This window comes from Verrucosispora sp. SN26_14.1 (assembly GCF_004307965.1).
In the GTDB taxonomy this organism is placed as follows: Bacteria; Actinomycetota; Actinomycetes; order Mycobacteriales; family Micromonosporaceae; genus Micromonospora.
This window is the reverse complement of the sequence record NZ_SISL01000025.1, coordinates 1-20,484: the sequence shown is the minus strand read 5'-3', so window position 1 is coordinate 20,484 and position 20,484 is coordinate 1. Positions and strand designations below refer to the sequence as shown.

Below are 20,484 nucleotides of genomic sequence, written 5' to 3'. Positions count from 1 at the left end.
GCGTGGCCACCCACCCCGACGACGCCGGTCGCGCAGCGTCACGACCGCGACGGAGCTGCCGATACACTTGCCACCCCTCCGCACGTCCAGGGCAGGTGCATTGGCTCGTCGTCGCTTCCGCGTCCCCCGTCCGCTGCGCGCCGCCCTCGGCCTGCTCGCGGCCACCGCGCTGCTGGCCGGCTGCTCGGTGACCGCCCCGCCCACCACGCCCGCCCCGTTGCGGGTGCTCCAGATGAACCTCTGCAACAGCGGCATGGCCCTGGGCTGCTACACCGGGCGGGCGGTGGACCAGGCCGCCGAGGTGATCCGCGCCGAACGCCCGGACATCGTCACGCTCAACGAGATCTGCTCCGGTGACGTGGACGCGTTGGAGCGCGCCATGACCGGCGTGCACTCCGGCACCGTGGTCGCGGCCTTCCAGCCCGCCCGCAACGGCCGCACCGGCGAGCCCTACCGCTGCGTCAACGGCCAGCAGTACGGCGTCGGCGTGCTGGCCCACGTCGCCGACCCGTACCAGGGGCACGAGCTGCACCGGGGGGTCTTCCCGGCGCAGGACCCGGCCGACCCCGAGCAGCGCGCCTGGCTCTGCGTGGACGCCAGCACCGTCTTCTACGCGTGCACCACGCACCTGGCGTACACCAGCTCGACGCTGGCGCTGGCCCAGTGCGGGCACCTGCTCGGGGTGGCCGTACCCGAGCTGCACGCCGGTGCCGGCTATCAGCCGACGGTGGTCAGCGGCGACCTCAACCTGCGGCACGGCGGCACGCCCGACGTGCGGTCCTGCGTACCCGCCGACTACCAGCACCTGCACGACGGCGGGGTGCAGCAGTTCATGGCCACCCCGGACCTGACGATCACCGCCAGCAGATCGATCGACATGCGCGGCACCACCGACCACGCGGCGTTCCTGGTCACCCTCACCACCGAGCGGGCCGAGAACCCCGCCGCCTGACGACCCGGACCGTCAGTCCCACCAGAACGCCCAGGTCGGAGCGTTGACGATGCGGTCCGCGTAGCCGGCGAGCGTGCACGGGCTCTGCCCCTGCCAGATGTTGTCCGGGCAGAAGGCGAAGTGCTCGGCGGCGATCGGCAGCGCCTCGTCGACGGTCGTCGGCGGGGCGGCGACCGAGAGGTACAGCTCGGCGAAGCCGAGGCCGATCACGCGTACCCCGAACCGCTCCTCCCAGCTGCGCAGCACCGCGGAGAGCCGGCCGGCGTCGTTGGTGTAGTTCACCGGCCCCTGCCAGCCGAGGACGGCGAGCGCGTCGCTGCCCCGCTCGGCGGCGACCAGACCGAGCCGCATGTCGGGCTGGGCCAGCGACAACTGCTCGGCCCAGTGGTCGGCGTGCTCCTGCGGCGTCACCCGGGGCGACGCCGGTGCCGCCAGGCCGGGCCAGTCCTGGCCGTACGGCGCGGAGACGGCGAGCTGTCGGCTGGTCGGCTCACCGCCCTCGTAGTCGGTGGTGTGGTCGGACCACCATCCGGCCAGCAGCCGCTCGGGGTCGTGCTCCGCCGGGTCGGAACTGCTCGCCGGCCACAGCTCGCCGTCGGCCCAGGGGCGATCCGGGTCGCCGTGCAGGTGGTCGAGGAGCAGCGGCCACAGCCCCGACGTCGCGTGCGCCGCGTGCAGCTCCGGCCACAGTCCGGACGGGGCCGGGCCGTCGCTGAGCCACAGCGCGGGACGCTCGTCGGGTGCCTCCTCGCTGCGGACCGTCCGGCCGGGCGGAAGCGACACGGGCAGGGTGCGGCGGTGCGGCTGCGCGTCGGCGAACAGCTCGGCCAGATCGGTGGGAAGGTCGTTCAACTGCGAGGTCACGAGGCGTGAGGATAGTCGCCTACACCGACAACTCAGGCCGACGAGCCGTTCGCTCCGACCCGTGTCATCCCGGCGCGTCGGCCAGGATCTGCTCGCGCAGGATGTCGGCGTGACCGCAGTGCTCGGCCAGCTCGCGCAGCACGTGCAGATAGACCCAGCGCAGCGGGATCGGTCCGCGCCGGTTGCCGTGCAGCAGGTCGTCCAACCCCAGCGGGGCGGTGGCACGACGGGACGCCGCACACGCCTGCCGGTGTGCCTCCTGGACGCTGGCGACGGTGTCACCGTCGTCGAGCAGGAACGACTCGTCCGGCGTGGCCGGGATGCCGATCTCGGCACGCGAGCGGCGCGTCACCGCCTCGTCGAACCAGACCTTCTCCACGAAGGTCGCGTGCTTGACCAGACCCAGCAGGGTCGTCCGGGACGGCACCAGCGACCGGCGGGCCTGCTCCTCGGTCAGCCCGTCGAGACAGTGCTGCAGCTCGGCACGGTGCTGGTCGATGAAGACCTCGAACTGGTCCCGCAGCGGCGCGTCGATGACCCGCTCGAAGTCGGGAACGGAGGGCGATGACATGAGCGAAGCATGTCAACCCCGCGACGGCGGGGCAAACAGGTTGCCGGATCCTCGCCGCATGCTGCCGTCAGCAGAATGCCTTGGCCGGTCGCGGCCGGTCCGGACATCCTGGCCGCATGGACCTGGGCTTCGGTGGTGAAGTGGCACGGCTCTACCAACGCTACCGGCGCGGCTATCCGCCGGCCGTCTTCGACGTGCTGGCGACGACGTTCGGTCTGACGCCGCAGGACGTGGTCGTCGACCTCGGCTGCGGTACGGGCCAGCTCACCCTGCCGCTCGCCGCTCGGGTGCGGGCGGTCGTCGGGGTCGATCCGGAGCCCGACATGCTCGTACTCGCCCGTCGGGCCGCCGAGGAGCAGCGGGTCGACAACGTGAGCTGGGTGCTCGGTGCCGACTCCGACCTGCCCGCGTTGGGTCGGCTGTTCGGCGACGGGAGTGTGGGCGCGGTGACCGTCGGGCAGGCACTGCACTGGATGGCGCACGAGAGCGTGTTCGCCACGCTCCATCCGCTGCTACGTCCCGGTGGTGGGGTCGCGGTGGTCGCCAACGGGACGCCGCTGTGGCTTCAGGACACCTCCTGGTCGCGGGCGCTCCGTGCCTGCCTGGAACGGTGGCGCGGCGCCGAGCTGGGCCAGAGCTGCGGCACCGACACCGAGAGCCGACGCCGGTACGCTGACGCACTCACCCGGCACGGTTACCACGTCACCGAGACCGTGGTCGAATACACCGACGAGATCGACCTGGACGCTCTTCTCGGCGGCGTCTACTCCAGCTTCCCGGTCGACGCCCTGCCCCCGGCGGCGCAACGGACGGAGCTGTCCACGATGATCCGCGACGAGCTGGGCCCGGCCACCCGGTTCCGCGAGCACGTCCGCGTCTGCGTGCTGACCGGCCGGATCGGGTAGTCCCGACCCGGCCGGTCGCAGGTCAACGTTGCACGCGGGCGCCGGCTCCGCGCACCAGTGCCTCCACCTCGGCGAGGTTGGCCATCGACGTGTCGCCGGGGGTGGTCATCGCCAGGGCGCCGTGGGCGGCGCCGTACTCCACGGCCTGGGCAAGGTCGCCGTCGCGCTCCAGCAGGCCGTAGATGAGCCCGGAGGCGAAGCTGTCGCCGCCACCGACCCGGTCCATGATCTCCAGGCCGGGGCGGTGGGTGGCCTCGGCGAACGCGCCACCCGACCATGCCACGGCGCCCCAGTCGTTGACCGTCGCGCTGTGCACGCCGCGCAGCGTGGTCGCCACGACCGTGAAGTTCGGGTACTCCTGGACGACGGCCTCGATCATCGTCTTGAAGTTGCCGGCGTCGAGCGCGCCGCTGTGGATGTCGGTGTCCGGCACCTCGAACCCGAGGCAGGCGGTGAAGTCCTCCTCGTTGCCGATCATCACGTCGACCAGGGCGGCGAGCCGACGGTTGACCTCCCGGGCGCGGTCCTGACCACCCACCGCCTTCCAGAGGCTGGGCCGGTAGTTCAGGTCGTAGGAGACGATGGTGCCGTGCCGGCGGGCGGCGGTCATCGCGGCCTCGGCGGTCTGCGCGGCCGTCTCCGACAGCGCCGCGTAGATGCCGCCGGTGTGCAGCCACCGCACGCCGAGCGTGCCGAAGAGGTGGTCCCAGTCGACGTCGTCCGGCTTGAGCTGGCTGGCGGCGGAGTGGCCCCGGTCGGAGGTGCCGACCGCCCCGCGTACGCCGAAACCGCGCTCGGTGAAGTTCAGTCCGTTGCGCACGCTACGGCCGATGCCGTCGTAGGGCAGCCAGGTGACGAAGCTGGTGTCCACGCCGCCCTGCAGGATCAGGTCCTCCAGCAGCCGGCCGACCTCGTTCTGGGCGAACGCGGTGACCACCGCGGTCCGCAGGCCGAAACAGCGGCGCAGGCCCCGGGCCACGTTGTACTCGCCACCGCCCTCCCAGGCCCGGAACTGACGGGCGGTGCGGACCCGCCCCTCACCGGGGTCGAGTCGCAGCATGACCTCGCCGAGCGAGACCAGGTCGTACCGGCACTCGTCCTTGGGCCGAGGGGTCAGCTCGCTCTGCGCGCTCATGCCGGCACTCCGCTCCGCTGCGTGCCGCCATGAGGCACCACCGCACTGCACCCGATGATTCGCTCACTCCGCTCGCTCATGCCCGGCCTCCCGCCGCCGCCACCGCCGAGGAGGTCCGGCTGGTGATCTCGTCCCACTGCTCACCGGCGATCAGGTCCGCCGCCACCATCCAGGTCGCGCCGACGGCCAGCACGGCGGGCAGGGCAAGGTACTCGTCGATCACGGCGGGCGTGATGCCGCCGGTGGGGATGAACCGGATGTCGCGGAACGGCGCCGCCAGCGCCTTGATCATCGGAGCGCCGCCCAGCAGTTGGGCGGGGAAGAACTTGACCACGTTCAGGCCGGCGTCGACGGCCATCTGGATCTCGGTCGCGGTGGCCGCGCCGGGGAAGACCGGCACGCCGGCCTCCTGACAGAAGCGCACCACTGCGGGGGCGAAACCGGGGGTCACCACGAACCGGGCACCGGCGGCCACGGCCCGCTCGGCCTGCTCGGCGGTGAGCACGGTGCCGGCACCGACCGTGAGATCGCCGCGCCCGGCCACCGCCTTGATCGCGTCCAGCCCGGCGGCGGTACGCAGGGTCACCTCGATCGCCGACAGACCACCCTTGACCAGCGCCGAGGCGAGTGGATCGGCGTGCCGGGAGTCCTTGAGGACCACCACCGGCAGCACCCGTCCGACGTCGATTTTTCCAGATCCCTGGCCAGATCGTTCAGATCCTTGAACGTTAGTCACGTACGTGACCTTACTGGAGGCGTGCCGGCTTCGCTAGAGTGGGCCGGTGCCCACCGCGCCAGAGGAGTTCCAGCCCGTCAAGTCGGCCGGCCGCACTCTCGACCTGCTCGAACTGCTCGCCGACCAGCCGCGCTCCTGGGCCCTGGGCGACCTGGCACGCGCGCTCGGCATCCCCAAGAGCAGCCTGCACGGGCTGCTGCGCACGTTGACCAGTCGCGGCTGGGTGCAGACCGACGACACCGGCACCCGGTTCCGGCTCGGCCTGCGGGCCCTGCGGGTCGGCGCCGCCTATCTCGACGGGGACGACCGGGTCGGCCTGCTCGGCAGCGTCCTCGACGAGCTGTCCCGCCGGTTCGGCGAGGCCGTCCACCTCGGCCGGCTCGACGGCGACCAGGTGGTCTACCTGGCCAAGCGGGAGTCGGTGCACCGGCTGCGGCTCTACAGCGCGATCGGCCGCCGGTTGCCGGCGCACGCCACCGCCCTCGGCAAGGCCCTGCTGGCCGGGCACCCGGAGCAGACGGTCGACACGTTGCTGACCTGGCCGCTACCCCGCCTCACCCCGCACACCGTCTGCGACCGGGACGCTCTGCACGCCGCGCTGGCCGACGTCCGAGCGACCGGGCACGCGGTGGACCGGGAGGAGAACGCCGAGGGCATCGTCTGCTTCGCGATGGCCGTCCCGCTGTCGTCCCCGGCGGTGGACGCGGTGAGCATCTCCGTTCCGGCCTCCCGGCTACGGCCGGAGATCGAGGCGTCGATCGTCGCGGCGCTGCGGGAGATGGTCGGTGGCCTCACCCAGGCCCGCAGCATGGTGGTCGCGTAGCGGGCTCGGGGCGGCGATTCCACCCCGAGCCCTTCGACGCCGGTCAGCCCGGCCGGTGCCGATCCTCGCCGCCGGTCAGGAAGGCAGGCGCCAGACCTGGTTGGCGCCGCCGAAGCAGTCCCAGATCTGCAACCGGGTGCCGTCGGCGGAGCTGTTGCCGGTGGCGTCCAGGCATCTGTTCGACGCCGGGTTGCGCAGCGTGCCGTTGGACTGGGCCTGCCAGACCTGCGCGGTGGTGCCGTTGCAGTCCCAGAGTTGCACGGGCGTGCCGTTGACGGTGCCCGCACTGGCCACGTCCAGGCACTTACCGAGGGCCCGCAGGGTGCCGCCGGAGGCCACCGTCCAGCTCTGCGCACTGGTGCCGTTGCAGGTGTAGAGCTGCACGGCCGTGCCGTTGGCGTTGCTCGCGGCGGCCACGTCCACGCACTTGCCGGCGATGCCGGTGATCGGGCCGGTCCGGCCGGTCGGCGGCGGGGTGCCGCCACCCATGACGGTGTCGTAGATCGCGCTGACCAGTGAGGTCGCGCCGCTGGTGTCCTGGGTCAGCTCCCAGTTCATCATGCCGCCGGCGTTCGCCATCGCCCACTGGGTCTTGCGCTTGACGGTCGGGATGCCGTTGTAGCACTGCTGGACGCCGCCAACCGTGGTGCAGTCCCGGTTGGCGTTGGCCGGGTCCATGCCGACCAGTTGGGTGTACGTGTAGTAGCCGGGCCGGCTGTAGAAGGGCACCCCGAGGACGGCCTTGGCGGCCGGCAGTCCGCGCGCCTTCCATCCGTTCACCGCGTTGATCGACCAGTCGTAGTTGGCGTGCGGGCTGCCGCCGTCGTACGCCATGATGTTGAGGAAGTCGACGTGGTTGAAGACCGAGGTGGGCACGCCGTCGCGGTAGTAGCCCTCGGCGACCACGGCGGCGGTCAGCAGCTTGCCCTGCGGGCGCAGCGCGTTGCCGAGCTGCTGCATGAGCAGGGCGTAGTTGGCGGCCGAGGCGCCCGGGTCGGGGTACTCCCAGTCCATGTCGACGCCGTCGAGGCCGTACTGGTTGACGAACGAGACCAGGCTGTTGACGAACGTGGTGCGGGTGCCGGCGTTGGCGGCGAGAGCCTCGAAGGCGCTGTCGTCGCCGTCGTTCCAGCCGCCCACGGCGATGGAGACCTTGACGTTGTTGGCCCGGGCCAGCGACACCAGCGAGGAGAGCTTGCTGGGGTTCTCCACCGGCCGCAGGGTGCCGTTGCTGTTGGGCAGCACGAACGCGTAGTTGATGTGGGTGAGCTTGCCGTACTGGACCGAGTTGACGTTGCCGGTCCAGGACGGCATGTAGCCGACGCTCTTGAAGTTGTTCGGTAGGACCACGGCGTGGGCGGCGGTCGGGGTGACGGCGAGGGTCGCTCCGGCGGTGACCAGGGCGAGCAGGCCGGCGGCCAGGGCCGAACGGGGGCGTGGACGTGGTGAGGACATCGAGGGCCTTCCCGGTGCGGATCACGGCGCCGTGCCGCCGTCCGGCGCCGATGGTCGTCGGCGCCGGACGAGCGTACGGGTGGACAGGGTGGTTTCCTCGAGGCAGCAGAATCTTAAAGAGTGTTAACCGTTGGGGTCAACGACAACTTTCGATGGCGAGCTATGAAAGTCGGACGACCGGCGACGAAACTCGCCAAGCGCACCACCGCCCCGGCGACAGCCGCTAGGTTCATCACCGACACCGCCGATGACGTGGCGGAACACGTCCACCGCCCGGCTCGACGACGACGGGAGCAGTCGTGCCGACAGCACCGCACGCCGACGCGCTGCGGGACGCCGCCGTCGTGCTGACCGGCGCGACGAGCGGCATCGGCCGCGCCACCGCGCTGGCCATCGCCGACCGGCCCGGCAGTCTCGTCCTGCACGGGCCGGAGCCGGAGAGCGAGGTCGCCGACCTGCTCGACCAGGTGCGCTCCCGGCAACGCCGGGATGCCGAGTTGACGAACGTGACGGCCGACTACCACGATCTCGCCGAGGTCACCCGGTTGGCCGAGCGGATCCGCGTCACGACCGATCCGATCGACGTCCTGATCAACAACGCGGGCCGTCCCGCGCCGGCCACCCGGACGGTCAGCGACGCCGGGAACGAGATCACCTTCCAGGTCGACTACCTGGCGCCCTTCCTGCTCACCACCGACCTGATCGACCTGGTCGCCGGCCACGACCGGGGACGGATCGTCAACATCGTGTCCGCCACCCACCACTCGGCCACGCTGCACCTGGACGACCTCGACCTGACCCGGCAGGCGTACACCCCGTCGGCCGCGTACGCGCACGCCAAGCTCGCCCTGGTCACGTACACCGGTTGGCTGGCCCGGAACCGACCGTCACCGTCGCTGGACGTGGTCAGCCTGCACCCGGGCGTCATCTCGACCGGCCTGCTGCACGCGATGTTCTCTGTCGACGGGCAGCCCCCGGAGCAGGCCGCCGACACCGTCGTGCAAATCACGGCGAAGCGCGAGGACAACGGCACCTACTACGACGAGCGGGTCCCCGGCACACCCCATCCGCAGGCCGCCGACCCCGAGGTCCAGGACCGGCTGTACGAGCGCACCGTGGAGTTGTTGCGCGGCCATCTCCCGGAGTGACCGGCGCGCCGCCCGGCGGCGCATAGCATCGACCGGGATGGCTACTTCGCCCAGACGACGAAGGGTGACCCCGAGGTGTCCGCTGCCCCCACGTTCCGCAATCCCGTCGTCGCCGGATTCCACCCCGATCCCAGTGTCTGTCGGGCCGGCGAGGACTACTACCTGGTCTGCTCCAGCTTCGAGTACTTCCCCGGCGTACCCGTCTTCCACAGCCGGGACCTGGTCACCTGGCGGCAGATCGGCAACGTGCTGGACCGCCCGAGCCAGCTCGACCTGCCACCGGACGCGCACGCCTCGGGTGGCGTCTTCGCACCGACGATCCGCTACCACGACGGCCGGTTCTGGATGGTCACCACCAACGTCAGCATCGGCCGGCACCTGATCGTCACCGCCACCGATCCGGCCGGGCCCTGGTCCGACCCGGTCTATTTCGACCTGCCGCACATCGACCCCTCGTTGGCCTGGGACGACGACGGCGACTGCTGGTTGACCCTGTCGGGAGTGGCGTCGTACCGGATCAACCCCGAGGCGGGCAAGGTCCTCGAAGGCCCGGTGCCGATGTGGTCCGGCAGCGGTGGGCAGTACCCGGAGGCGCCGCACCTCTATCGCATCGGCGAGTGGTGGTACCTGCTGGTCTCGGAGGGCGGTACGCACACCGGCCACGCCGTCTCCGTCGCCCGCTCGCGCAGCGTCCGGGGCCCGTTCGAGCCCGCCCCGGGCAACCCGTTCCTGACCCACCGGAGCACCGGGCATCCGGTGCAGGCGACCGGGCACGCCGACCTGGTGCAGGCGACCGACGGCAGTTGGTGGATGGTGCTGCTGGGCATCCGGGCCAAGGGCCAGTGGCCGCCCTACCACGTGCTCGGGCGGGAGACGTTCCTGGTGCCGGTGCGCTGGGAGGACGACTGGCCGGTGGTCGATCCGGTGCAGGAGGTGACCTCCGCGCCGGCCGGAAGTCCGCCCGCCCTGGCCGCGCCGCCCGGCCCGGCGGCGTACCGGGACGACTTCGACACCGCAGTTCTCGCGCCGGAGTGGATCTCACTGCGCGACCGGCCCGCGGACGTCTGGTCGCTGACCGAACGGCCCGGCTGGCTCACCCTGCGGGCCGCCGGCAGGACCCTGGACCGGGTCGGCGTCACCATGATGGCCCGCCGACAGCAGCACCACGACTGCCGCGCCGCCGTGCGGGTCGACCCCGGCACGGGTCGGGCCGGGCTGACGCTACGCATCGACGAGGCCCACCACTACGACATCGAGGTCGGCGACGGGCTGGTCCGGGTGGTCGGCCGGGTCGGACCGTTCCGTCAGGTCTTCGGCGAGCTGCCGGTGCCCGCCGGCCCGGTCACTCTGAGCATCGCCACCCGCACCGACGACCTGCTCCCGCCGACCGTGACCGCCGCCGACCAGGTCACGGCCCCCGGTGCGCCGTTCGGCGTACGCGCCGCCGCCTGCGACACCGTCAGCTTCGAGGTGCTGACCGGGCAGGGGCCGGTCGTGCTCGCCGAACTCGACGGGCGCTACCTGTCCACCGAGGTCGCCGCCGGTTTCACCGGTCGGGTGTTCGGCCTCTATGTGACCGAGGGCAGCGCCGCCTTCGACTGGTTCGACTACCGCCCGACCGAACGCCCCTGACCGGGGCACGGGCGAGCGCCCGCCCCCGGGTCTCGGGGACGGGCGCTCGCGTGGTGGTGGAGGTCGGCCGTACGGCTCGTCGTCAGCCGACGGAGCAGGACCGGATCTGCGGGCGGGCCGAGGAGTTGCCGTTCATCATCGTGGTGAAGCCGAACGTGTTGCCGCTGCCGTTGGAGCGCATCGTCATCACGTTGCCGCTGCCGTCCCAGGTGGGGTTGCCGCTCCACGTGGCGGAGATGCGCTGCGGCGAGGTGATCGCGACGACCACCGACCAGGTGCTGGCCCCGCTGACCGTCACCGAGGTGTTGTAGCGGTCGCCCCAGACCTGACCCGGGGTGATCGTCGCGGTGCAGCCGCCCGGCGCCGGGGTGGTCGGCGGGGACGTCGGGTCGCCGCCGCCGGGGCTGCCGTTGTTCAGCGCGGTCAGCACCGCGTCGTAGGCGGCCTTCTTGTTGCCGTTGCCGTCGAACAGCAGCGGGCTCTCGTTGGAGCGCCACGAGTCGGAGTCACGGATGCCCCAGACGGTGATGCCCTTGCAGCGCGCCACGGCGAGGCAGTCGTTGACCACGTTGCGGTACGCGTCGGTCGGCGCGTTGCGGATGTCGAGCTCGGTGATGTGCACGTCGACACCGAGGGCGGCGAAGCTGGAGAGCGTGGTCCGGTAGTTGCTCGGGTAGTTCGAGCCGCCGGTGAAGTGCGACTGGAGGCCGACGCAGTCGATCGGTACGCCCCGGTTCTTGAAGTCCTGGACCATACGGTAGACGGCCTGGGTCTTGGCGTCGTTCCAGTTGTCGATGTTGTAGTCGTTGTAGCAGAGCTGCGCGTTCGGGTCCGCCGTCCGGGCGGCGCGGAAGGCGGCCTCGATCCAGTCGTTGCCGGTGCGCTGGAGGTTCGAGTCGCGGCGGGCCCCGCTGGACCCGTCCTGGAACGCCTCGTTCACCACGTCCCACCAGGCGATCTGTCCACGGTAGTGGGTGGCGACCTGGGTGACGTGGTTGAGCATGGCGTTGCGCAGCGTGGTGCCGGACATGTTCTGCATCCAGCCGGGCTGCTGCGAGTGCCAGGCCAGGGTGTGCCCCCGGACCTGCATGCCGCGGCTGAGCGCGTGCTGGACGAGCCGGTCGCCGTTGGCGTAGTTGAACTGGCCCTGGTTGGGCTGCAGCGCGTCGATCTTCATCTCGTTCTCGGCGGTGACCTGGTTGAACTCGCGGTTCAGGATGGTCGTGTACGCCGAGTCGTTGAGCCGGTTCACCGCGACGGCGGTCCCGAAGTACCGGCCGCGCTCGGCGGCCGAGGCACCGAGGGTGCTCGCCGCGCTGGCGTTGCCCGGCAGCACCACGGCGCCCGCCACGGCCAGCAGACCGACTGCGGACAGGACGATCGCCGCCCGCAGCCGTCTCGGCCGCCTGGGTGCCTGGGAAGAGTCGTTGCTCATCTCATGCTCCTTCCGGGTCCGGTGGCCCGATGACGGGCAGTATGGCTCCGGACTCGCGGGATAGGGATGATGCCCGCGATCCCTGACAAAGGGACCGCATCGGCCTTACTGGACGGAAGTATTTCAGCGGGGTTTCACGTCCGTCAATGACTTCCGGAAGTTTTCCGCAACTACCGCTGGCGGCGCCCCACGACCGAAGCGGCCAGCCACCGCCCATGCACCCTCTCTTCCGCTGCCCAGAGCAGCGAAAGGCGACCGACACCCACGTCGACTGAAACTTCCGGAGATCGAGGCCCCACATCGGACAGAGCCCATGATTCCGGTCGCCCGCCGTGCGTCGCCTGTCGATCTATCGTCACCGTGGGCAACGGCCCGACCTGCGACGACAGCCCGCAGCACCCCGAACGGACCACCGACGGCCGAAGCCGCCGACCACCCGCACCGCACCGACCCACCACCGGCACCCCACCCCGACAGCGCCCCTGATCAGCACCGACACCACCGGCCGGGCCCGTCGGCGGCGGACGCCGCTCGCCGCCCGTCACCCGGGAGGACACAGAGAGTTATTGACCTGCTTCGATACGGCGGTCTAATATTCCCGAACTACTTCCGGCAAGTTCACCGGAAGTTTCAGAGGCGTTCGGCTGGTCCTGCACGGTACGTCGGAGGTGCCGTGGACGGTCGCCGGTCGGCGCGGCGGCGATCCAGGAGGAAGTACGAGATGTCGCAGCTGATCCTGTTCGCGATCGACATCGGCGCGGTGGCCCTGCTCGTCTTCGGGCTCTACTTCCCCCGCCACCGCCGCCGCGACCTCGTCGTCGCCTACCTGGGCGTCAACGTCGGCGTCCTCGCGGTGGCGAGCGCACTGAGCGCCAGCAACGTCGGCGCCGGACTCGGGCTGGGCCTGGCCCTGTTCGGCGTGCTGTCCATCATCCGGCTGCGCTCGACCGAACTCGACCAGCACGAGGTCGCGTACTACTTCTCGGCGCTCGCGCTGGGCATCCTCGGCGCGTTGAGCACCACCCAGCTCTGGCTCAGCGGCGGTCTGATGGGCCTGATCCTGGTGGTGATGTTCCTCGGCGACCACCCCCGGCTGCTCCGTCACTACCGGCACCAGATCCTGGTGCTCGACTCGGCCGTCACCGACCATCTCGCCCTCGTCGCGCAACTGGAACAGCTCCTCGGCGGCCGGGTGCACGTCGTCACCGTGCAACGGCTCGACCTGGTGAACGAGACCACCGTGGTGGACGTCCGGTACTCGGTGAAGGGCCGGGCCACCAGCACCCTCTCCCCTGCCGGCACCGCCGCACCGGCGGGAGCCCCGCGGTGACCGGGTCGCCCGCCAGCCCGATGCTGTCGGCGATGACCCCGGTCGGGCTGGCCGACGTCCTCGGGCTGGCCGCCCTACAGACCAGGGTGGACCGCAAGTACGTCGTCCCGGTCCACGCGCTGCCCGACCTGCTGGATCAGCTCACCACGGACGCGCGGGTGCTGGAGATCGACGGGGAACGCAGTTTCCGCTACGAGTCGGTCTACTTCGACACCCCACGGTTGGCCAGCTACCACTGCGCGGCCTACCGACGACGGCGACGGTTCAAGGTGCGGACCCGCACCTACCTCGACTCCGCCCAGTGCTGGCTCGAAGTGAAGATCAGCGGAGCACGCGGCAGCATCACCAAACACCGACTGCCGTACGACCCGCAGGACCGGAACACCGTCGGCCCCGGCCGCGCCTTCGTGGACGAGGCGCTGGTCCGCGAGGCGGTCGCACCCACCGCCGCCGGCAGCAGTCTGGAACCGGTCCTGGTCACCAGCTACCGCCGCGCAACGCTGCTGCTGCCGTCCTCCGCCAGCCGGGTCACCATCGACACCGGCCTGACCTGGCAGGACGGCGACCTCGCCCTCTGCCTGCCCGAACTGGCCGTGGTCGAGACCAAGACCGGCTCCGCCGCCACGCACGCGGATCGGCTGCTCTGGCGTCGAGGGCTGCGCCCCGTCCGCATCTCCAAGTACGCCACCGGTCTGGCCGCCCTCCGTCCGGAACTGCCGGACTCACCGTGGCGACGCACGCTGCGGCGGCACTTCCAGGGCGGCACCGCACCGGTGGACACCGCACCGACCACCGTCCCCCACCGATCCGTTCAGGAGGCATCGTGCGTCTGACCGTCCGCACCGCGGCGGCACCACTGCGCACCGCCGCGATCGCAGCCGTCGCCGTACTCGTCGCCGGGTTGCTCGTCCCGTCACCGTCGCCCGCCGGCGCCGAACCGACCGCCGGCACCGAAACACTCGCCGGCACCGAAGCGGTCGCCGGCTCCGCCACCCGGACCACCGCCGACACGGCGGCCACCGCCGCCGCCTCCGAGGCCGCCGACGACCTGGTCGGCGACATCGGCTTCTCGGTGCCCAGCGGCACCTTCCAGGGCGCGGTGACGGTGGGGTTGAGCACCACCGTCAGCGGCGCGCAGATCCGATACACCACCGACGGGAACCTGCCCACCGCACAGTCGCCGCTCTATTCCGGCACCGCGCTGCGCTTCACCCGGACCACCCAGCTGCGGGCCCAGGCCTTCGTCGGGCAGACCGCCTCCGGCGCGCCGGGCACCGCCATGTACGTCGCGCAGAACACCAGCACCGCCCACGACCTGCCGGTGGTCCTGATCGACTCGTACGGCGCCGGACGGCCGGACCGGGAGTACATCGACGCCGCCACGATGGTCTTCGAGCCGAGCGGCGGCACCACCTCGCTGGCCGCCGCGCCCACCGTCGCCACCCGGGCCGGGTTCCGGTTGCGCGGTCAGTCCTCGGCGACGTTCGAGAAGACGCCGTTCCGGCTGGAGTTCTGGGACAACGATGACGACGACGCGGACTATCCGGTGCTGGGCATGCCCGCCGACTCGGACTGGGTGCTGCGCGGGCCGTTCACCGACAAGGCGCTGATCCGGGAGGCGTTCGTCTACGACCTCGGTCGGGAGATGGGCCTGCCCGCCCCGCGCTACGCCTTCGCCGAGTTCTATCTCAACACCGACGCCGGGCCGGTCGGGGCCGACGACTACATGGGCGTCTACATGATCGTCGAGACGATCAAGAACTCCAAGAACCGGCTCGACCTCAAGCAGTTGCGTGCCGACGACCGGACGCTGCCGAGGATCACCGGCGGATACATCTGGAAGTTCGAGTGGATGGCCGCCGAGGAGCCGATCCTGCCGTGCACCGGCCCGGCCGCGACCTGCTGGAACTACCTGGAGGTGGCCGACCCGTCGTCGTTGCAGCCGGAGCAACGGGACTGGCTGCGCAACCACATCCAGGAGTTCCACAACGTGCTGCGGGCACCGAACTTCGCCGACCCGGTCAACGGCTACCGGGCGTACATCGACGTGGGCTCCTTCATCGACCAGCTCATCATCAACGAACTGAGCCGCGAGATGGACTCGTACGTCCGCAGTGCCTACTTCTACAAGGACCGGGACACCAAGATCTTCGCCGGTCCGCTCTGGGACTACGACCTCAGCTTCAGCGTGGGCGGCTTCTTCGCCAACGACCAGACCGCCGGATGGCAGCACCAGCAGGTCCGCCAGCCGGTGGCGAACGACTGGTTCACCCAGTTGCTGCGCGATCCGGCCTTCGTCAACGAGGTGCGGCAGCGGTGGCAGACCCTGCGCCGGGGGCTGCTCTCCGACGCGTCGATGCAGGCCCGGATCAACGCGTTGAGCGCGCCCCTGGCCAACGGCGCCCAGCGCAACTTCCAGCGCTGGCCCAACCTGACCACCCGGATGGTCAGCTTCTTCGTCACGCCGACCGCGCCCACCTGGCAGGGCCAGGTGCAGGTCATGCGGGACTGGATGCTGCGCCGGGCGGCCTGGCTGGACTCCACCGCCGGGTGGGGCGGCACCATCACCACGCCCCCGCCGACGACTCCCCCGCCGACCACGCCGCCCCCCACCACTCCCCCACCGACCACGCCTCCGCCCGGTGGTGGTGGCTGCACCGCCACGTACGCGGTGACCAGCCAGTGGACCGGCGGATTCCAGGGCGAGGTGCGGGTCACCGCCGGCACCCGGGCGATCAGCGGCTGGACGGTGACCTGGACGTTCGCCGGTGGCCAGACGATCAGCCAGGCGTGGAACGCGACCGTCACCAGCCAGGGCTCGGCGGTCACCGCGCGCAACGTCAGCTACAACGGCACACTGGCCGCCGGGGCCAGCACCACCTTCGGCTTCCTCGGCTCCACCACCGGCACGCCCAGCGCACCGACACCGACCTGCACGGCGAGCTGAGCACAGGCGTCCCTGGCACCGGGTCACGGCCCGGTGCCAGGGACGTACCGTCAGCGCGGGTGGTGGAGTTCCCCCGAGACCGGGTCCGGCGGCGGTTGGGGCAGCGGCCGGGCGCCGGCCGGCCCGAGCCCGTCGAAGATGATCGCCAGATAACGTCGCCACAGCTCCGGTGATGCCTGCGGCACGAAGCTGACGACGTGGCTCGGCGCGCACATCAGCAGGATCACGTCCGTCCCGGTGATGTCGTGCCGGACCGCGCCCGTCGCCTGTGCGCGTTCGACAAGGGCGGTGATCTCTACGAAGAGGCGACCTCGGGCTTCGGCGAGTTGGTCGTTGAGCGCGCCGGACTCACGCAGAAACGACAGGTCCAACCGCTGCTGCCGACTCGCCGCAGCGTCCAGGAACTCCAGGAGTGCGGCACCCGCGTCGGAAGCGGCCCCGAGCCGCCGCGCCAACTCGGCGAGCCCGTCGATCCGGTCGAGCACCACCGCCGCGAGGAGATCGTCCTTGGTCGGAAAGTGGCGGAACACGGTGCCCTTGCCGACGCCGGCCCGTCGGGCGATGTCGGCCACCGACGCGTCCGGGCCACGCTCGGCGAACTCCGCCTCCGCTGCGGCCAGCAACGACGCCCGGTTGCGCGCGGCGTCCGCGCGCAACGGTCGGATCGAGGCGGTCACCGACCCAGCCTACAAGTTGACCGCGCGGTCCGTTCATCACTAACCTGACCGCACGGTCCGTTTCGGACCGCCCTAGCGAACGGGGGGATCATGAAAGCTGTCGTCGCCACCGGGTACGGGCCACCCGAACGACTCACCGTCGCCGACATGCCGATCCCCCGGCCGGGGCCAGGACAGATCCAGGTACGGATCGCCGCCGCCTCGATCAACCCGATGGACGTACGGCTACCCGCCGGTGAGTTTCGAAGCGCCGCCGAGCTGACCTTCCCACACGTCCTCGGCAACGACTTCGCCGGCACGGTCAGCGAGGTCGGCGCGGGCGTCGAGGCGTACCACGTGGGCGACGAGGTGTTCGGGCACGCCGTGCCCCGGGCGTTGCGGGCGATGGTCGGCGCCGGCCGGCCGAGCCTGACCACCGGCACCCTCGCCGAGTACGCCGTCTTCGAGGCGGACACGCCGTTCATCGCGCACCGGCCCGCAGCGCTGGACGTCGCCGAGGCCGCTGCGCTGCCGACCGTGGGCCTCACCGTCCAGGCCCTGCTCGCCACCGCGGCACCGCAGCCCGGGGAGACCGTCCTGGTCGTCGGTGCCAGCGGCGGCGTGGGCACCACCCTGCTGCCCAAGCTGACCGGCGCCACGGTGATCGCCACCGGACGCCCGCCGGACGCGGAACTGCTGCGAGCGAAGGGGGCCACCGAGGTCATCGACTACGCCGACGACTATCCGGACCAGGTCGACCTGGCATTCAACCTGGTGTTGCCCAGCGACCGCCTCCAGCGGGTCGGACGGGCACTGCGGCCCGGTGGACGGCTCTACACGATCACCTTTCCCCAGCCGGATCCGCGTTTCCTCGACCGCAGCGACGTGCGCTTCGAACTGGTGCTCGACGTGGAGGGCCGGTTCGGCGGGATGCGCGAGGTCGCCGGCCTCACTCCGACCGTCGGCCGCCGGTACCCGCTCGCCGAGGGCGTACGCGCGCTCACCGACTTCGCCGGCCGGCACACCCTCGGCAAACTCGTGCTGACCGTATGAGCCGAGGCCGGCTCACCGCTCGGCGGCGGCCAGCATCGCCACGAGGTCGTCCAGGGTGTCGAGTCGACGACCGGCGCCGGTCAGCTCGACCTCGACGCCGTACTCCGACTCGATCGCGTCGACCAGACGCAGCAGTCCCAGGGAGTCGACGCCCAACGCGATCATCGACCCGCCGGCGAGGAGGTCGGCCGGCTCGACCTCCCCTCCGGTGGCCTCGCTGACCATCTGGGCGATCCGTGCCCGCAGTCCGGGGTCGGCCGTCATCAGAACTCCTTCCCGGACTGCCGCACGATGTCGGCGATCTCGGCGATGGTCGGGGTGTCGAAGAAGGCGTCGAGCGGCACCTCGACCCCGAGCCGCTGCTGGATCCGGCCGCTGATCCGGGTCACCGTCAGCGAGTGCCCGCCGAGGTCGAAGAGGTCCTCGTGCACGCCGATGTCGGGGATTCGTAGCACCTCCTGCCAGATCAGCCGGAGCTGCGCCACCACCGGGTCGTCACCACCGTCGGCGTCCACGCCGCCCGGCACACCGGCCACCGCGCCGTCGGGTGAGTCGGCCGGCGTGCCGTCGGGTGCCTCGGGCCCTGAAGCGCGCGAGCCAGTGACGGCGTCGCGGGGTGCCGGGGCGGGCAGGGCGGCCCGGTCGACCTTGCCGCTCGGGTTCAGCGGCAACCGGTCGAGCGTCACGTAGTCGGTGGGCAGCACCGCCGTCGGCAGACTCGACGCCAGGTGTCGACGCAAGCCGGCCGGCTCCGGAGCGGCACCCGGCCGGGGCACCACGTACGCGACGAGGCGGGGCTCGTCGGCGTCGTGCCGCAGGACCGTGGCCGCAGCGGCGACCTCGGGGTGCTCCAGCAGCCGGGTCTCGATCTCGCCCAACTCGATCCGGTGTCCCCGGATCTTGACCTGGTCGTCGGCGCGGCCGAGGAACTCGATCCGCCCGTCCGGCAGCCACCGGCAGCGGTCGCCGGTGCGGTAGAGCCGGTCACCGGTCGCCCCGAACGGATCCGGACCGAACCGCTCGGCGGTCAGGTCGTCACGTCCCCGGTAGCCGGCGGCCACCCCGGCGCCGCCCAGCCACAGCTCGCCGGGGAGCCCGACCGGCGTGGGCCGCCCCGCCTCGTCCAGCAGGTACGCCCGAACGTTGGGCAGCGGGCGGCCGATGGTCACCTCGTCGGGGTCGACCGGGATCTCCGCCATGGTCGCGTACACGGTCGCCTCCGTCGGACCGTACCCGTTGATCAGGCGCGCGGTGCGGGACCGCAGCTCGCGGGCGAGGGTGACCGGCAGTGCCTCCCCGCCGGTGACCGCGACCAGCGGGGCGTCCCCGTCCGCCGACCCGGTCCGGTCGCCGAGACCGGCCTCCAGCAGCACCCGCCAGCCGGACGGTGTGGCCTGGGCGTGGGTGACTCCGGCGGCGCGGATCAGCCGCAGGACTCCGGCGCCGTCCAGGGCGCTGACGGCCGAGGCGACGACCACCGTGCCGCCGGTGACCAGCGGCAGGAAGACCTCCACCGTGGAGATGTCGAACGACGGCGAGGTCAGGTGCAGCCACCGGTGCGTCGGACCGCTCTCCAGCAGGTCGCGGACGCCGAGCAGCAGGTTGGTCAGCGAGCCGTGGCGCACCGCCACACCCTTCGGGTGCCCGGTCGACCCGGAGGTGTGGAGCACGTAGGCGAGGTCGGCGGCGGTCGGCGGGAGGTCGGGCGCGGCCGGGACCGGGCCGTCGAGCAGGGCGCTCCGGTCGAGGGTGAGCGTGGGCCGGGCGGGGTCCGGCGCGGCGGCACCGGTGACCACCAGCGTGGGCGTGGCGTCGGCGAGTACGGCCTGCTGGCGGGCCGGCGGGTGGCCGGGGTCGACCGGCAGGTAGGCGGCCCCGCAGCGCCACACCGCGAGCATGGTCACCACCGCCTCCCACGACCGGTCCAGCGCGACCGCGACGAGCGAGCCGGGCCCGACGTCCCGCTGCCGCAGCAGGACGCAGAGCCGGGTGGCGGCGGTGTCGAGCTGGGCGTAGCTCAGCGTCCGGTCACCGTCGACCACGGCCGCCGCGTCCGGGTCCGCGGCGACCCGGGCGGCGAACAGGGCCGGCACGGTGGCGTCGACCGGGTACGTCCGGGCGGTGTCGTTCCAGACGCGGGTGACCTGTGCGAACTCGTCGGCGGGCAGCAGCGGCATCTCCGCCACCGGCTGATCGGGGTCGGCGACCACGGCGGCCAGCATGGTGCGCAGGTGCCCGCCGATACGGCGTACGGCGGCGGTGTCGATGGCCGCCGGACTGTGCTGGAGGCTGACGGTGAGCCCGGTGGGCGCGTCCACCACCTGGACGTGCAACGCGTTGCGGGCGGCACCGCAGAACAGCGTCCAGTCGACCTCGCTCTCCACCCCGGGGAAGACCGGTGCGCTGCCGCGCTGACGGTAGCCGATGCTGACCGGGGTCAACGCCGGTGCGGGACGCAGGCCGGGCACGGCCTGGGCCAACGGCACCGCGCGGTACGGGTACACCTCGCGCAGCCGGGCCCGGACGGTGTGCGCGTGTGCGCGGAACGTCCCGCCGGCCGGGTCGGCGGTGACGGGCAGTTCGTTGACGAACAGTCCGATCCGGTCGGCCTGGTCGGGGGTACGGGTGGAGAGCGCCACCCCGACCGGGGTGTCCCGGTTGCCGTAGCGGGCGAGCAGCGCGTGCAGCACCGCGAGGAGCAGTTCGAAGCGGGTCACCCCGAGCGACCGCGCGGCCCGGTCGACGCCGTCGACCAGATCGCTGGGCAGGTCGACGGGGACGGCGACGCCGGGTTCCGCAGCGGCGGGCAGCCGCCGCAGGCCGGGCAGGACCACCTCACCGG

General features: G+C 71.8%; 17 protein-coding genes and 2 pseudogenes. 10 read left to right on the top strand and 9 right to left on the bottom strand.

Annotation, left to right across the window (positions count from 1 at the left end):
* The first annotated feature begins 100 nt into the window (after positions 1 to 100).
* Positions 101 to 952: an endonuclease/exonuclease/phosphatase family protein gene (locus EYA84_RS04860; protein ID WP_236145595.1), complete on the top strand. Its 852-nt coding sequence runs from the start codon at positions 101 to 103 to the stop codon at positions 950 to 952.
* Between the two features lie 12 nt (positions 953 to 964).
* On the opposite strand, the gene EYA84_RS04855 is transcribed toward EYA84_RS04860, so the two are convergent.
* Positions 965 to 1,816: a DUF4253 domain-containing protein gene (locus EYA84_RS04855; protein ID WP_201272289.1), complete on the bottom strand. Its 852-nt coding sequence runs from the start codon at positions 1,814 to 1,816 to the stop codon at positions 965 to 967.
* Between the two features lie 64 nt (positions 1,817 to 1,880).
* Entirely contained in the window at positions 1,881 to 2,387 is a 507-nt protein-coding gene (locus tag EYA84_RS04850) for a DinB family protein (RefSeq protein WP_131051797.1), read from the bottom strand.
* Positions 2,388 to 2,503: 116 nt separating this feature from the next.
* Between EYA84_RS04850 and EYA84_RS04845 the strand changes: the two genes are divergently transcribed.
* Positions 2,504 to 3,292, top strand: a complete 789-nt coding sequence (locus EYA84_RS04845; protein WP_131051796.1) for a class I SAM-dependent methyltransferase — start codon at positions 2,504 to 2,506, stop codon at positions 3,290 to 3,292.
* A gap of 22 nt (positions 3,293 to 3,314) precedes the next feature.
* Here the strand turns inward: EYA84_RS04845 and EYA84_RS04840 are convergent, their stop codons facing one another.
* Both EYA84_RS04840 and eda read right to left on the bottom strand, forming a co-directional pair.
* On the bottom strand, positions 3,315 to 4,427 hold the full coding sequence (locus EYA84_RS04840; protein ID WP_131051795.1) for a sugar kinase: 1,113 nt from the start codon (positions 4,425 to 4,427) through the stop codon (positions 3,315 to 3,317).
* 76 nt (positions 4,428 to 4,503) lie between these two features.
* Positions 4,504 to 5,163: a bifunctional 4-hydroxy-2-oxoglutarate aldolase/2-dehydro-3-deoxy-phosphogluconate aldolase gene (gene eda / locus EYA84_RS04835; RefSeq protein ID WP_255446596.1), complete on the bottom strand. Its 660-nt coding sequence runs from the start codon at positions 5,161 to 5,163 to the stop codon at positions 4,504 to 4,506.
* A 46-nt stretch (positions 5,164 to 5,209) separates the two neighbouring features.
* On the opposite strand from eda, the gene EYA84_RS04830 reads away from it, so the two are divergent.
* On the top strand, positions 5,210 to 5,986 hold the full coding sequence (locus tag EYA84_RS04830) for an IclR family transcriptional regulator (protein ID WP_131051794.1): 777 nt from the start codon (positions 5,210 to 5,212) through the stop codon (positions 5,984 to 5,986).
* 75 nt (positions 5,987 to 6,061) lie between these two features.
* On the opposite strand, the gene EYA84_RS04825 is transcribed toward EYA84_RS04830, so the two are convergent.
* Positions 6,062 to 7,441 (bottom strand): glycosyl hydrolase family 18 protein, encoded by a 1,380-nt coding sequence (locus tag EYA84_RS04825; RefSeq protein WP_131051793.1) that lies wholly within the window; start codon positions 7,439 to 7,441, stop codon positions 6,062 to 6,064.
* A gap of 299 nt (positions 7,442 to 7,740) precedes the next feature.
* Between EYA84_RS04825 and EYA84_RS04820 the strand changes: the two genes are divergently transcribed.
* Together EYA84_RS04820 and EYA84_RS04815 are read left to right on the top strand one after the other, a co-directional pair.
* On the top strand, positions 7,741 to 8,589 hold the full coding sequence (locus EYA84_RS04820; RefSeq protein WP_131051792.1) for an SDR family NAD(P)-dependent oxidoreductase: 849 nt from the start codon (positions 7,741 to 7,743) through the stop codon (positions 8,587 to 8,589).
* Between the two features lie 75 nt (positions 8,590 to 8,664).
* Positions 8,665 to 10,221 (top strand): glycoside hydrolase family 43 protein, encoded by a 1,557-nt coding sequence (locus tag EYA84_RS04815; RefSeq protein WP_131051791.1) that lies wholly within the window; start codon positions 8,665 to 8,667, stop codon positions 10,219 to 10,221.
* 82 nt (positions 10,222 to 10,303) lie between these two features.
* On the opposite strand, the gene EYA84_RS04810 is transcribed toward EYA84_RS04815, so the two are convergent.
* Entirely contained in the window at positions 10,304 to 11,656 is a 1,353-nt protein-coding gene (locus tag EYA84_RS04810) for an endo-1,4-beta-xylanase (protein ID WP_131051790.1), read from the bottom strand.
* 721 nt (positions 11,657 to 12,377) lie between these two features.
* Between EYA84_RS04810 and EYA84_RS04805 the strand changes: the two genes are divergently transcribed.
* The 4 genes and pseudogenes from EYA84_RS04805 to EYA84_RS34040 form a co-directional block, all read left to right on the top strand.
* Entirely contained in the window at positions 12,378 to 12,986 is a 609-nt protein-coding gene (locus tag EYA84_RS04805) for a DUF4956 domain-containing protein (protein WP_131051789.1), read from the top strand.
* Positions 12,983 to 13,819, top strand: coding sequence for a polyphosphate polymerase domain-containing protein (locus tag EYA84_RS04800; protein ID WP_236145593.1), 837 nt, complete (start codon positions 12,983 to 12,985; stop codon positions 13,817 to 13,819). Before EYA84_RS04805 ends, EYA84_RS04800 begins: the two co-directional genes overlap by 4 nt.
* Positions 13,714 to 15,462 (top strand): annotated as a pseudogene (locus EYA84_RS34045) (CotH kinase family protein); the annotation flags it as partial. The gene EYA84_RS04800 and the pseudogene EYA84_RS34045, both read left to right, overlap by 106 nt.
* Before the next feature lie 75 nt (positions 15,463 to 15,537).
* Positions 15,538 to 15,933: pseudogene (locus EYA84_RS34040) on the top strand (cellulose binding domain-containing protein); the annotation flags it as partial.
* Between the two features lie 50 nt (positions 15,934 to 15,983).
* On the opposite strand, the gene EYA84_RS04790 reads toward EYA84_RS34040, so the two are convergent.
* On the bottom strand, positions 15,984 to 16,610 hold the full coding sequence (locus EYA84_RS04790) for a TetR/AcrR family transcriptional regulator (RefSeq protein WP_131051788.1): 627 nt from the start codon (positions 16,608 to 16,610) through the stop codon (positions 15,984 to 15,986).
* A 90-nt stretch (positions 16,611 to 16,700) separates the two neighbouring features.
* Between EYA84_RS04790 and EYA84_RS04785 the strand changes: the two genes are divergently transcribed.
* On the top strand, positions 16,701 to 17,642 hold the full coding sequence (locus tag EYA84_RS04785) for an NADP-dependent oxidoreductase (protein ID WP_131051787.1): 942 nt from the start codon (positions 16,701 to 16,703) through the stop codon (positions 17,640 to 17,642).
* Positions 17,643 to 17,654: 12 nt separating this feature from the next.
* On the opposite strand, the gene EYA84_RS04780 is transcribed toward EYA84_RS04785, so the two are convergent.
* Positions 17,655 to 17,906, bottom strand: coding sequence for an acyl carrier protein (locus EYA84_RS04780; RefSeq protein ID WP_131051786.1), 252 nt, complete (start codon positions 17,904 to 17,906; stop codon positions 17,655 to 17,657).
* The coding region (locus EYA84_RS04775) for an amino acid adenylation domain-containing protein (RefSeq protein WP_131051785.1) at positions 17,906 to 20,484 on the bottom strand (2,579 nt) is incomplete at its 5' end. The genes EYA84_RS04780 and EYA84_RS04775, both read right to left, overlap by 1 nt.